This window comes from Sulfitobacter sp. JL08 (assembly GCF_003352045.1).
In the GTDB taxonomy this organism is placed as follows: domain Bacteria; phylum Pseudomonadota; class Alphaproteobacteria; order Rhodobacterales; family Rhodobacteraceae; genus JL08.
Window position 1 is genome coordinate 1389227 of record NZ_CP025815.1, and the last position, 13018, is coordinate 1402244.

14 protein-coding genes are annotated in these 13018 nt (G+C 59.1%); 10 read left to right on the forward strand and 4 right to left on the reverse strand.

The annotated features are described in order from the left end of the window. Window positions 1–30 precede the first annotated feature (30 nt). The 4 genes from C1J05_RS06940 to C1J05_RS06955 are packed head-to-tail and all read left to right on the forward strand — an operon-like array spanning window position 31 to window position 2672. Window positions 31–435 (forward strand): universal stress protein, encoded by a 405-nt coding sequence (locus C1J05_RS06940; RefSeq protein ID WP_114872170.1) that lies wholly within the window; start codon window positions 31–33, stop codon window positions 433–435. Window positions 436–487: 52 nt separating this feature from the next. Continuing rightward, complete coding sequence (gene comD, locus C1J05_RS06945) at window positions 488–994, forward strand: sulfopyruvate decarboxylase subunit alpha (RefSeq protein ID WP_114869609.1); 507 nt, start codon at window positions 488–490, stop codon at window positions 992–994. Next, window positions 991–1545: a sulfopyruvate decarboxylase subunit beta gene (gene comE / locus C1J05_RS06950; RefSeq protein ID WP_114869610.1), complete on the forward strand. Its 555-nt coding sequence runs from the start codon at window positions 991–993 to the stop codon at window positions 1543–1545. The genes comD and comE overlap by 4 nt, the downstream gene beginning before the upstream one ends. Window positions 1546–1553: 8 nt before the next feature. Further along, a complete protein-coding gene (locus C1J05_RS06955; RefSeq protein ID WP_114869611.1) occupies window positions 1554–2672 on the forward strand; it encodes an alpha-hydroxy acid oxidase in 1119 nt (372 codons plus the stop codon). A 28-nt stretch (window positions 2673–2700) separates the two neighbouring features. On the opposite strand, the gene C1J05_RS06960 is transcribed toward C1J05_RS06955, so the two are convergent. The 3 genes from C1J05_RS06960 to C1J05_RS06970 are packed head-to-tail and all read right to left on the reverse strand — an operon-like array spanning window position 2701 to window position 5474. After that, window positions 2701–3309 (reverse strand): amino acid synthesis family protein, encoded by a 609-nt coding sequence (locus C1J05_RS06960; protein WP_114869612.1) that lies wholly within the window; start codon window positions 3307–3309, stop codon window positions 2701–2703. A 24-nt stretch (window positions 3310–3333) separates the two neighbouring features. Continuing rightward, window positions 3334–5073 (reverse strand): alpha/beta fold hydrolase, encoded by a 1740-nt coding sequence (locus tag C1J05_RS06965; protein WP_114869613.1) that lies wholly within the window; start codon window positions 5071–5073, stop codon window positions 3334–3336. Beyond that, window positions 5070–5474, reverse strand: coding sequence for a RidA family protein (locus tag C1J05_RS06970; RefSeq protein ID WP_114869614.1), 405 nt, complete (start codon window positions 5472–5474; stop codon window positions 5070–5072). Before C1J05_RS06970 ends, C1J05_RS06965 begins: the two co-directional genes overlap by 4 nt. A 142-nt stretch (window positions 5475–5616) precedes the next feature. On the opposite strand from C1J05_RS06970, the gene C1J05_RS06975 reads away from it, so the two are divergent. From C1J05_RS06975 to C1J05_RS06990, 4 genes are read left to right on the forward strand one after another with little or no spacing between them, the layout of a single operon-like run. After that, complete coding sequence (locus C1J05_RS06975) at window positions 5617–7098, forward strand: aldehyde dehydrogenase (protein WP_114872171.1); 1482 nt, start codon at window positions 5617–5619, stop codon at window positions 7096–7098. A 15-nt stretch (window positions 7099–7113) separates the two neighbouring features. After that, window positions 7114–8151 (forward strand): LLM class flavin-dependent oxidoreductase, encoded by a 1038-nt coding sequence (locus C1J05_RS06980; RefSeq protein ID WP_114869615.1) that lies wholly within the window; start codon window positions 7114–7116, stop codon window positions 8149–8151. A 14-nt stretch (window positions 8152–8165) separates the two neighbouring features. Next, window positions 8166–8969: a carnitinyl-CoA dehydratase gene (locus C1J05_RS06985; protein WP_114869616.1), complete on the forward strand. Its 804-nt coding sequence runs from the start codon at window positions 8166–8168 to the stop codon at window positions 8967–8969. 2 nt (window positions 8970–8971) lie between these two features. Beyond that, the gene (locus tag C1J05_RS06990; RefSeq protein ID WP_114869617.1) at window positions 8972–9928 is read left to right on the forward strand and encodes a 3-hydroxyacyl-CoA dehydrogenase NAD-binding domain-containing protein; all 957 of its coding nucleotides are present in this window, start codon (window positions 8972–8974) and stop codon (window positions 9926–9928) included. On the opposite strand, the gene C1J05_RS06995 is transcribed toward C1J05_RS06990, so the two are convergent. Beyond that, window positions 9925–10986, reverse strand: a complete 1062-nt coding sequence (locus C1J05_RS06995) for a GlxA family transcriptional regulator (RefSeq protein ID WP_114872172.1) — start codon at window positions 10984–10986, stop codon at window positions 9925–9927. The genes C1J05_RS06990 and C1J05_RS06995 overlap by 4 nt on opposite strands. A 124-nt stretch (window positions 10987–11110) precedes the next feature. On the opposite strand from C1J05_RS06995, the gene C1J05_RS07000 reads away from it, so the two are divergent. Continuing rightward, the gene (locus C1J05_RS07000; protein ID WP_114872173.1) at window positions 11111–12001 is read left to right on the forward strand and encodes a 3-keto-5-aminohexanoate cleavage protein; all 891 of its coding nucleotides are present in this window, start codon (window positions 11111–11113) and stop codon (window positions 11999–12001) included. A 1-nt stretch (window position 12002) separates the two neighbouring features. Beyond that, on the forward strand, window positions 12003–13010 hold the full coding sequence (locus C1J05_RS07005) for an ABC transporter ATP-binding protein (RefSeq protein ID WP_114869618.1): 1008 nt from the start codon (window positions 12003–12005) through the stop codon (window positions 13008–13010). Window positions 13011–13018 lie beyond the last annotated feature (8 nt).

Genomic DNA, 13018 nt, shown 5'->3' on the forward strand with positions numbered 1-13018 from the left:
CGCCCGCATACCCTTAAACGAGGAATGACCATGTATAAAAAAATCATCATATCCCTGTCGCTTGATCACGGTATCAGTGCGCGTGCCATCGAAGTTGCCCGCGCGCTTCTGGCCCCCGGCGGTAAAATTCAGGCGGTTCATGTCTATGAACCGATGCAGGGCTCTGTCAGCGCCTATGTGAACGAAGAAGCGGTCGCGCAAGCCATGAAAGGCGCAACACGCGCGCTGGCCAAGCGGGTTGAAAACGCCCCGGACGTAGAGCCAGTGATGATCGAGGGCCATTCCGGTCGCGCTATCACCGATTACGCCGGCGATATCGATGCAGACTGCATCATCGTCGGATCGCACAAGCCGGGATTGCGTGATTTTCTGCTTGGCTCTACCGCGGCGCGCGTCGTGCGTCACGCGCCCTGTTCCGTACATGTTTTGCGCTAGGCAGGGCAAGATTTAACAGACTGAAACCCAGACCATAAACAGGAGAAGCCCCTTGTCCATCCACTCGAGGATCGTGGACGATTTCGTCGCCAATGGCGTTGATTTCATTACCACGGTGCCATGCAAACAACTGGCGGGCGTCATTGACGAAGTCGATGCCCGACCCGAAATTTATCACATCCCGTCAAACAAGGAAGACGAAGGTATGGGGCTGTGCGCCGGTGCGCATATGGGGGGCAAACGGCCTGCGATCATCATGCAGAACACCGCCATCGGCGTAACGATCAACACCCTAGCGACGCTGATCCAGTATTACCGGATGCCGCTGCCGATGCTGATTTCCTATCGCGGGGAATTGCGCGAACCGGTCGCCTGTCAGGTTGAAATGGCGGTGCACACCAAGGCGCTTTTGGCGCAGATGAACATCCCGACCTATCATTTTCACGAAGAAGCGGATGTGCACGAACTGGATACGATCCTGAAATACACGTTCATGTGCAATAAACCTGTTGCGATCCTGACGGACGCATCCTTTTGGGGAGGCTATGGGGATCAATGATCAGATCTGAAATTCTGCGCGAGATCGCGCCCATCCTGCGGGATCATCTGGTGATCTGCAACATCGGCCTGCCCAGTCAGGAAATGCACATGATCGATGACCAGCCGACCAATTTCTACATGCTGGGCACGATGGGTCTGTCTTCCAGCATCGGGCTGGGGCTGGCGCTGGCACAGGACAAGACCGTAATCTCGATCGACGGGGACGGTTCGGTTCTGACCAATCTGGGGACCTTGCCGACCATTGCCAACAATGTGGCCGACAATTTCATCCTGATGATCATCGACAACGGCAGTTATGGCTCGACCGGCGATCAGCCGACCTATGCGGGCAAAAAGACATCGCTGGCCGCCGTGGCAACGGCCTGTGGTTGCGAAAACGTTGTCGAATGCCGCGATGTCGATACCGGTGCTGCGCTCTCGGCGGCGATCGCATCGGGCAAGATGACCGTGCTTGTGGTGAAATGTGACAGTGGCAACGTCAAGGTGCCGGTGATCACAATGGACCCTGTGGTGATCAAGGACCGGTTCATGAAAGCGGTGCAGCAATAGGGCAGGCCATGTCGCGCGCGGCGCAGATACAATCCTACGGTGATGCGCGCCGCCTTGCGCGCCGCGCTTTGCCATGGATGGTATTCGACTATATCGACGGGGCTGCGGGCACAGGCACAGGCGAGGCGGCGAATATCGCGGCCTTGCAAGCCATCCGCCTGCAACCCCGCGTGCTGGTCAATGTGGCGCAGCGCGAACTGGGTGTGCGTGTCTTTGATCACAATTGTGCGCTGCCCTTCGGGATCAGCCCGATGGGCATGTGCAACCTGTCGGCACCGGGGGCCGATCTGATGCTGGCGCGGTTGGCGGCGCGGTGTGAAATGCCGGTGGGCGTGTCTACCGTCGCTTCGACCGCGTTGGAAAAGATGATTGAAACGGCGGATGGGCACGCGTGGTTCCAGCTCTATTACAGCGCTGATGGCCGCGGCAATGACCGTCTGATCGAACGCGCCAAAGCGGCGGGCTATCGCACCCTGATCCTGACCGTCGATGTCCCCGAGGTCGGGCGTCGTCCGCGTGAATTGCGGCGCGGGTTCAAGATGCCGTTCCGCATCGGGCCGCGCCAGTTTGTCGATTTCGCCCTGCATCCGCGGTGGTCGCTGACCACACTGCTCAAGGGGCGGCCCGAAATGGGCAACTTTACAGAACCCGGGTTCGCATTTGATCGCACCGCTAGCAGGGCAGGGGCCGACTGGGATTTCCTGGCACGCCTGCGCGACGGCTGGGATGGCAATCTGGTGATCAAGGGCGTCACATCCGTCAAGGATGCGGTACGTCTGAAATCGGTCGGGGTGGACGCCATTCAGGTTTCCAACCACGGCGGGCGGCAACTGGATTGTGCGCCCCCGCCGATCCTTGCGCTGCCCGCCATCCGCAAGGCGGTGGGGCAGGATTTTCCGTTGTTTTTCGACAGCGGCCTGCGCTCGGGCGAGGATGTGATCAAAGCCTACGCCATGGGCGCCGATTTCGTGTTCTTCGGGCGTGCCATGCAATTTGCCATCGCCGCCGCAGGGGCTGCGGGTCTTGACCAGATGTGCGATGTGTTCGCACAAGAGGCCAGCCTGACACTGGCCCAGATCGGGCGCACGAACCTGACCGGACTGAACGCCTGTTTCAGCGAAACCTGATCCGGTCCCGCCAGCGTTCGTCTGGGTGTCAGTCTTTGACACCTGCAGGGTTTTCCACGTCACGCCCTAAGGATGCCAGATCGGAATACCGGTCGCCGATGCGGTGATGCGGACGCCCGCCCGTGGCCGCACCCAATGCCACGACCAGTTCATCCGCCGCAGGCGCATCGTAGATCGAAAACTGCACCGTCAGATAATGCGACCGGCGTCCGGTATCGTGTTTGTCCATCAGCGGGATGTTGATCTGTGTATTGGCCGGCCCGCGTGTGTTGGTGAACCCCAGATAGCTTTTTGCGCCAACCGCCTCGCGGTAGAAATTGCCGAAATGCAATGTGTGGATCAGGGCCGAGGCATGTTCCAGTTCGCAATTGGTGCCTGCGATGCAGGCTTTGCCATAGGCCTCGATCGCGTCGCCGGAACCCGCCAGCGCAATCAACCGGTCTGTCAGCATCTGGCCCAGAGGCGGGGCCATACGGCGGATATCAGGCGACAGGTCCTCGACATATCCCTTGCCGGCCCACGGGTTTGCGACCACGGCTGCCACACCGATCATGCGCAGGGGCGGGCTGGCTTCGCGTGCGCCTTCGCGGTGGACATCTTCGTCAAATGTGACGACTTTTCTAAGTTCTGGAAGCATGTTGCGGTCTCTTTTTCTGTCCGATTAGTGTTTTGAAGGTTGGCGCGCCGCGACCTGATGCACCATTCCGGTGCTTTCGTCGCCCTGATAAATACCGAAACTGCCGTGGCGGAATTCTTCGCGATACCGCGCCAGCATGCTGCGCTGTGCGCGGCTTTGGATGCGGTCCAGCGGGATGTCTTCCAACGCAAAATACGCCATGTCAGACGGGGGATCACCGCTGACGGTGCCATGATAATAGATGCCGTGATGCGCCGTTTCGCTGTCACGATAGACGGCGTAAAGATAATCCAGCCGCGCGTTCAGGCCGGACGCTTTCAGCCCCGCAACCAGCCCGTCCAGACTGTTGCGATCTTCTGCTGCCATGGGCACGCCATAGGTGCCGTCACCGTGGCGTTTCAACAAAACCTTCTGGTCCCGTTCCATCACCGCCCCGATGGCAATGGTGCCGCCCGCACTGGCCACATCGACCAGCGGGTCTTCAAGTCCGATGGAAAAATACGATCCGCGAAAATAGCCCAAAGGCTGGCTGTCGGTCACACCGTATTCCTCGACCCGCCCGATCAGAACCAGATGATCCCCTGCATCCACGACCGAGTGGCGCGCGCACACGAACCGGCCCAGCGATCCGTCCAGAACCGGCATGTCCGCATGCCCGCTATGCCAGTCGGCCAGTTCGAATTTGTCCGCCGCGCGGGATGCAAACAGGCCGGAAACGGCCTTTTGCGCTTCGCCCAGTACGTTGACGGCGAAATGCGGCGCGCTGGCAAACACATCGCAACTGTGCGCGGATTTGGCGATGCATACCAGTACCAGTGGCGGATCAAGCGATACGGATGTAAATGAATTGGCGGTAAACCCGCGCGGTGTGCCATCGGGCTGTCGCGTTGTCACCACTGTCACGCCGGTTGCAAAAGTTCCGAATGCATTGCGCAAGGCGCGTTTGTCTTCATCCGTCATCACGGGCGGGGCCGCAACTACCCGATCCAGAAAACCGCGCAGGGGCGCATTGATCTGATCCGGCGCTTCGGCCAGTGCCATGTGGCGCAATCCCTTCAGGATGTGCAGTTCTGATCCGGCAATTTCAGCGGCGATAGCCTGCGACATCTCTGGCCCGTTGCCATAATCCTCGTCGCCTGTAATCACCAGCGCCGGACAGGACAGCGGCGGGACCGGGTTGACAATCTCGTCAATCCCGTCTGCCAGAACCTTGTAATTCTTATAGTAAATCTCGATCGGATTGGCAGTCACCCAACTGCGCACAAGATCCATCATTTCGGTGTTGTCTGCACGGAACCCGTCTGTGAACCACCGTTCCAAGGCCGCATCGACCGTTGCTGCCGGTCCATCCCGTTTGGCCTGTTCCACGCGTTGCAGAATGGCGCCTTGTGCCTTGGTGCTGCGCCTGTGCGGGGAATGCAGGATCGCCAGCGCGCTGATCCGCTGCGGCGCGTCCTGCGCCACCCGCCGCGCGATCATTCCGCCCAGCGAAAATCCGACAATGGCGGCAGCGGGTGTATCCAGATGGTCCAGCAGGCCGGTCAACTGCCGCGAAAACATAGACAAAGACGGTGTTTCGGGCGGCGGCGCGCTTTGGCCATGGCCGAAAAGATCATAAGTCACAACGCGGTAGCGATCCGACAGGGCTGGCAGCGTCCATTGCCAGCACGCCCGGTTCAGGCCCAGCCCGTGCACCAGAACCACGACAGGCGCGTCCGGCGGGCCGGCCACATCAAAAACGGTGCCGTCTTCTGTCATATTCATTCGGCGGTGCCCGTCAGCGGACGATAGGCAACCACTTCTACCTCGACACGGGCATCAACCAGAAGATCGCTGACAACAGCCGACCGGGTCGGGGGCTCGACCGGAAAATACTCGCCATAAACCGCGTTGAAACCGGGAAAATCGGCGCGGCTGCGCAGCCACACCATCGATTTCACGACATCCTCCAGCACGCATCCCGCTTGCGCCAGTGTCGCCTTGATATCTTCCAGCACCGCGCGGGTCTGATCCTCGATTGTGCCGGTGGTCATTGGCACACCATCCTGCATCGGAATCTGCCCTGTCAGGAAAACAAAATCACCGGCACGAATGGCGCGCGATAATGTCAGAACGCGCCCGTCGATTTCCAGCGGTCCGCCTATGATCTGTTTGCTTTTGGACATACCCGCGCCTCCCTTGGTGCAGGGTAGACGTGAATTTGGGGCGGCGTATGCTTTTTTTTCGCCATATGGTGTCGAATTTACGCACGTTTGCCGCGCTGAACCGACAAGAATGGGAATCACGCGGATGAAGGGAGCAGGCGACATGACAGATATCCGGACCTACAAAATGCTGATCGACGGGGCATGGGTCGATGCCGCCGACGGCGCGGTATTTGACAGCATAAACCCGACAACCGGTCAGGTCTGGAGCAAAATCCCCGAAGCCACCGCCGAGGATGTCGACCGTGCCGTGCGCGCAGCCCATGATGCGTTTCTGACGGGGCCGTGGGCGAAAATGACCCCGACAGAACGGGGAAAATGCCTGCGTAAACTGGCGGAACTGCTGGCCGATCAATCCGAAGAACTGGGGCGCACGGAATCTGTGGATACCGGAAAAATGCTGAAGGAAACCCGCTGGCAGGCCAAATATATTGCTGAATTCTTTCAGTTTTACGCGGGATGCGCCGACAAGATCAGCGGCGAAACCCTGCCCATTGATAAACCTGATATGTTTGTCTTTACTAAGCGCGAACCACTGGGTGTGGTTGCCGCAGTGGTGCCGTGGAATTCGCAACTGTTTCTGGTGGCGGTCAAGATCGGGCCGGCGCTGGCGGCGGGCAATACCGTGGTGTTGAAAGCGTCAGAACATGCATCGGCCGCAATGCTGGAATTTGGCCGGCTTATCGAACAGGCCGGCTTTCCACCCGGCGTGGTCAACATCGTCACCGGGCATGGTGATCCGTGTGGCCGTGTGCTGACCGGCCATCCGCTGGTGGCGCGCATTTCCTTTACCGGCGGGCCGAATGCGGCGCGCCATGTGCTGGAAAACTCTAAAAACAATTTTGCCGAAGTGTCGCTGGAACTGGGCGGCAAATCGCCGTTTATCGTGTTTGACGACGCCAATATAGAAAGTGCCGTGAACGCATCAATTGCCGGTATTTTCGGGGCCACGGGGCAAAGCTGTGTAGCCGGGTCACGCCTTTATCTGCACGATGACATCGCCGATGAATTCCTCGACCGGATGACCGGGCTGGCCCGCCAGATCAGAATGGGTGACCCGCTGGAAGAAGAAACCCAGATGGGCCCGCTATGCACCACCGGACAGCTTGAGCACATCAAGGCCGAAGTGGCCCATGCCCAAAGCCAAGGCGGCACGGTACTGACCGGCGGCAAGCAGCCCGATGACATGCAGGGTTTGTTCTTTGAACCCACGATCATCGATTGCCCGCGGCAGGATTTGCGCATTGTCGACACGGAATTGTTTGGCCCTGTCCTGTGCGTGCAGCGGTTCAAGACCGAAGACGAGGTGATCGCGCTGGCCAACGATACCGAACACGGGCTTGCGGCAGGGATATTCACCCGCGACAGCGCCCGGTCCTTGCGGATGGCGAACGCGGTGCGCGCAGGCATCGTATGGGTCAACACCTATCGCGTTGTTTCCCCGATTGCCGAATTTGGCGGCATCAAAGGGTCTGGCTACGGGCGCGAAAGCGGCTTTCAGGCCATGTATGACTATACCCGCCCCAAAACCATCTGGATGAACACCTCGGACGAGCCGATGGCAAACCCGTTCGTTATGCGCTGAGCAGGAGACAAACACATGAAATTCCAACTTGCGATCAATATGGAACGTCTGGACGACAGCGCCGACATGACTGATGTGGCGCGCCATACCCTTGAAATGGTGCAAATGGCCGATCAGGGCGGGTTCAATATTGTCTGGGCGGCAGAACATCACGCGCTGGAAATGACTATCGCGCCCAACCCGTTTTCGATCCTGACGTGGTGGGCGGGTGAAACCAATAATATCCGCCTTGGCACGGCGGTCGCCACGGCTGCCTACTGGCACCCGATCAAACTTGCGGGCGAGGCGGCGTTTCTTGATCTGATCAGTGGCGGGCGGCTGGAATTCGGTATCGGATCAGGCGCCTACCAGCGCGAATTTGACAGGATGCACCCCGGTTTGCTGCAAACGGACGGGTATAAATACATGCAGGAAATGCTGCCCGCCGTTCTGGCGCTGTGGCAGGGCGATTACGCCCATGACGGCGAATTCTGGCAATTCCCGACATCAACATCCGTGCCAAAACCGCTGCAACAGCCGCACCCGCGCATCTGGGTCGCGGCGCGTTCACCGATAACCTATGATTATGCGGTGGCCAATGATGCAAATATCATGTGCTGGCCCTTTACCCGCCCCCACGCCGAGGCGGAACTGTACAAACGCCAGCTGGACGAGGCGATCGCCAAACAGGGCGGCACGGCCAACCCGATTTTCGCACTGATGCGCCACAGTGCGCTTTATGAAAACGCGGCAGGCCGGGACGAGGCGATTTCCGCAATCACCCGTGTTCTTGGCCAGTTCGAAAATCTTTATCGCAATCTGGGCGACGTCAAAAACGGCTTTCCCAAGGAAATTCCGCTGAACGAACTGGAAGGGCGCGAACAATATGATCCGGCGATGCTGGAACAGAACCTGATGTTCGGATCGCCCGAGGATGTGATCAAGAAAATCAAGATCTACGAAGATCTGGGCGTCGATGAATACATCTACTATGCCAGCTTGGGCCTTGGGCGCGAGGCGCAGAAACGCTCGCTCAAGCTGTTTATTGACGAAGTCATGCCCGCGTTTCAGTAAAAGGACATTCCCCCATGACAAACGGTGTCACCACCACCCGCAACGGCCACGTGCTTGAGGTTGTTCTGGATCGCCCCAAGGTCAACGCCATTGATGTGCCAACGTCGCAAGCGCTGGCGGCGGCCTTTGCCGAACTGCGCGATGATCCCGAATTGCGCGTTGCGATCCTGACCGGCGCGGGCGACCGGATATTTTCTGCGGGCTGGGATCTCAAGGCGCTGAACGAAGGCGATATGCAGTTGGACAACTGGTGGGAAACCGATGATTACGGCGAAGGCGGCTTTACCGGCCTGACCGAAAACTGGACGCTGAACAAACCGGTCATCGCGGCGATCAATGGCCACGCCATCGGCGGCGGGTTTGAAATGGCGATGGGCTGCGATCTGCTGATCGCGGCTGAGCACGTTGAATTCGGCCTGCCGGAAATGCCATTGGGGATCGTGCCGGATGCCGGTGCCCTTCAACGCCTGCCGCGCCGTATCCCGCACAACATCGCAATGGAAATGTTTCTTCTGGGGCGCCGCATGCCCGCGCAAGAGGCGGCGCATTATGGTCTGGTCAACAAGGTCGTTCCCAAGGACAAGTTGATGGAAGCCGCGCGGGAATGGGCAGCGTCCATTGCGTGGTCGGCCCCGCTGGCCATGCAATCGGTGAAAGAGGTCCAGCGCGAGATTGAATGTGTGCCGCTGAAACAGGCGTTTCACAAGATGCGCACCGATCCGATGCCGACCTACCGGAAGATGCTGAAATCATCCGACGCCGCCGAAGGTGTGGCGGCGTTTGTCGAAAAACGCGAACCCAAGTTCAAAGGCGAATAGCGATGTATCCCGATCCGCAATCCATCACCCGCATCGCCAGCATCGGCGGCGGGCCCATCGGCGGTGGCTGGGCCGCCCATTTTCTGGCCCGCGGCTATGACGTGACCAGCTATCTGCACGACCCTGCCGAGATTGGGGCGTTCCGTGCGATCCTGGACACGGCCTGGCGCAGCCTGACTGATCTGGGCCTTGCCAAAGGCGCGTCGCTGGATCGGTTGACGATTGTCCACAACTTGAAGGACGCGGTGCAAGGCGCACAGTTCATTCAGGAAAGCGCGCCGGAAAATCTGGCGATGAAACAGGCGCTTTACAAAACGTTGGGCGAAATTGTTCCCGCCGATGTGGTGATCGGATCCTCTACATCCGGGTTGATGATGACAGATATTCAGGCCGAATGCGCCACCCCCGAACGCTGTGTGATCGGCCACCCGTTCAACCCGCCCTATCTTTTGCCACTTGTCGAAATCGTTGGCGGCAAAAAAACATCGCTCGATGCCGTGGCATGGGCGGGCCGGTTTTACGAAATAGCGGGCAAGGCCCCGCTGATGATGAAAAAGGAAATCCCCGGTTTTGTCGCGACCCGCCTGCAAGAAGCGCTATGGCGCGAGGCGTTGCACATGGTCGCCAATGGCGAGGCAACGCCGGAAGATATCGACATCGCCCTGATGAACGGCCCCGCGCCGCGCATGGTGGCTCAGGGCCAGTGCATGGCATTTCACGTGGCCTGCGGGGCAGGGGGCATGGCCACCAATCTGGATCAGTTCGGTCCGGCCCTGAAATTGCCATGGACGCGGCTGACCGCCCCCGAGCTTACGCCGGAATTGCGCAACCGGATGGTGGATGGCTGCAATGCCATTGCCGGCGATCGCCCCTTTGAGGACATGGCCGCGCAGCGGGATCGCGAAATCGTCGCCGTTCTGAATGCGCTGCGCGACGTGCGCGCGGATCAGACACCCTAGGATTTGCGCGCCTTGATCGGGCGCGTGTTCAGAAACTCGGACAGGGTGCCGGGCCACGTGGGCGCGGCTTCGTTCTGGGGCCATGCCTCGCGGTATTCCGACGGGCGGCGGCCAAAGAACTTGCCGAACGAATAGGCGAAATGCGACAGGGTGTTGAACCCTGATGCGGTCGCAATCTCGCGCACGCTCAGCTTGGTTGAAATCAGCAGAACCCGCGCGTTCTGTAGCCGCATCAACAGGCTGAACTGGATCACGGTGCAGCCGATGTATTTCTTGAACTGGCGTTCCAGCTGGCGTTGCGAAATCCCCAGACTGCGGGCAATTTCGGGCACGCCCAACGGTTCTTCTATGTTGCGTTCGATCAGACGGATGGCCTGCCGGACCACCGGTGCCATGGTTTCGGTGCCCTGACCCATCGTGCGCCGTTGCGGAGTTGTTTCCGTGCGGATCGGATGGTGCAGCATCTGATCCGCAATTTCGCCCGCAAAGCTGCTGCCGTGGGATTTTTCGATCAGCCGCAACATCAGATCAACGCCGGCCAGCCCACCGGCGCAGGTCATCACCTTGTCGCCGATCGTGAACAGCTGTTCGCTGCACTGGACCGTGTCAAAGCTTTCCTGAAATCCCGACATCCATGACCAGTGGGTCGTGGCGGATTTTCCGGCAAGCAATCCGGCGCGCGCCACGATGTAGCAGCCCAGTTCGACAGAGCAGACCCGCTCGCCCTGCCGCGCGCGTTTGCGCAGCCATGAAATCAGCGACTTGTTCGCGTAATGCTCTGTGCCCCAACTGCCCAGAACAAAGATCAGATCGGCCGGGCCCAGGCTGTCGGTATCCGCGTTCACTTCGGTTTTCATGCCGTTGCTGGCGGTGATGGATGCCCCGTCGAACGATACGATTTCCCACGAAAACGCCCGGATAGAAGACAGATAATTCGCAATGCGCATGGTTTCGATGGTGGTAATCAGGGTCGCGATGTTAAAGCGTGGAACGACCACGAAAATGGCATGTGACTGCCCGCGCGCGCCGCCGCTTGTGCCGTCGAGATTGATGTTCATGTCGCGGTCCGCTCTTTCAAATCCAGTAAGGTTTTTCGTCACTATGACGCAAAATAAGTCGAAAAATCGACATTTATTTTGCCTGTCTGGCCGCCAAACTGATAAAAAACGGGAGGTGCGGCCAATGAATTACGAAGTGATTGTAACCTGTGCCGTCACGGGCGCGGGGGATACGACAGGGCGCAGCGCGCATGTCCCTGTGACCCCCAAACAGGTCGCAGATGCCGCGATAGAAGCGGCCAAGGCCGGCGCGGCGGTGGCCCATATCCACGTGCGCGACCCCGAAACCGGCAAGGGATCGCGCGATCCCAAACTGTTCAAGGAAGTCGTGGATCGTGTGCGCGACAGTGGCACTGACGTGATCATCAATCTGACGGCCGGCATGGGCGGCGACTGGGTGCCTGATGCAACCAACCCTGCCTTGCCGGGGCCGGGTACGGACATGATCAGTGCCGAAGACCGGCTGATCCATGTGCATGAATGCATGCCCGATATCTGTTCACTGGATTGCGGTACGCTGAATTTCGGGGATGGCGACAACATCTATATCTCGACCCCGCCAACGTTGCGTCGGATGGCCGAACTGACGCTGGAATGGGGGGTAAAGCCGGAACTGGAAGTGTTCGAGCTGGGGCATATCCGTTTTGCCCGCCAGATGATTGCCGAAGGCCTGATCGCCGATCCGCCGATGTTCCAGATTTGTCTGGGTATCCCGTGGGGGGCCGATCAAAGCGTCGATACGATGAAGGTGATGAAAGACCACCTGCCAGATGATGCAAGCTGGGCCGGTTTTGGGATTTCGCGCATGCAGATGCCGATGGCTGCCGCCGCGGTGGCGATGGGGGGTAATGTGCGTGTCGGGCTGGAGGATAATCTGTTTCTGGATCGGGGTGTGCTGGCCACAAACGGGCAGCTGGTGACACGGATCGTTGAAATCATCGAAAGGATGGGCGCGCGGGCCATCACCCCGCAAGAAGCGCGCAACAAGCTGAATTTGCGGGGGGCAAACGCGTAACATGGCAGCCACCACCGTCGATCAGGGCAGTTTGCAGGTTCGGGATTTATCCAAATACTTCGGTGCGTTCTGTGCCGTTGATAAAGTAAATCTCGAGATTCAGAAGGGTGAGTTCCTGACCCTGCTGGGCCCGTCCGGTTCGGGCAAGACAACGCTTTTGATGATGATCGCGGGGTTTCTGGATATCACCTCGGGCGATATCGCGCTGGATGGCAATTCGATAGCGGATGTGCCCGCCGAAAAACGCAATTTCGGCATGGTGTTTCAGGGCTATGCCCTGTTCCCGCACATGAGCGTGCGCGACAATATCGGCTATGCGCTGTCGGTACGAAAACGCCCCGCTGACGAAATAGCCCGCCGCGTCGACGAAATGCTGGAACTGGTACAATTGCAGGATTTTGCCGATCGCAAGCCCGGCCAGTTGTCAGGCGGGCAGCAACAGCGCGTTGCCCTGGCCCGCGCGTTGTGTTTCGCGCCACCCGTTCTGCTGCTGGATGAACCGCTGGGCGCGCTCGACAAAAAACTGCGCGTCGAGGTGCAGGAACAGCTGAAAGACATCCACAACCGCGTTGGCACTACATTCATATACGTCACCCACGATCAGGAAGAGGCGCTGTCGATGTCGGATCGTGTCGTGATCATGCGCGACGGTGCAATTGAACAGGTCGGCACGCCTGTCGAACTTTACGAAAACCCGAAAACCGAATTTGCCGCCAGCTTTCTGGGCAAAAGCAACTTCTTGCACCGAAGCGACGGTATCTATGCGCTGCGCCCCGAAAAGATCGATATCCACCCCGCCGGACAAAGCCAGACAGATGTGCGCCTGTCCGGAACGATCAGGTCCATCACCTATTTCGGATCCATGCAGCGCATCATCGTGGCCACGACGGACGGGGCCGAGCTTGAGGTTGATATAGATGTCTGGCGCAACGAGGCGCCGCTGGAAACCGGCCAGTCGGTCGATCTGACTTGGCGCAAGGGGGCGGCTGTCAAACTGGAAGACGGATAAAAGCACGT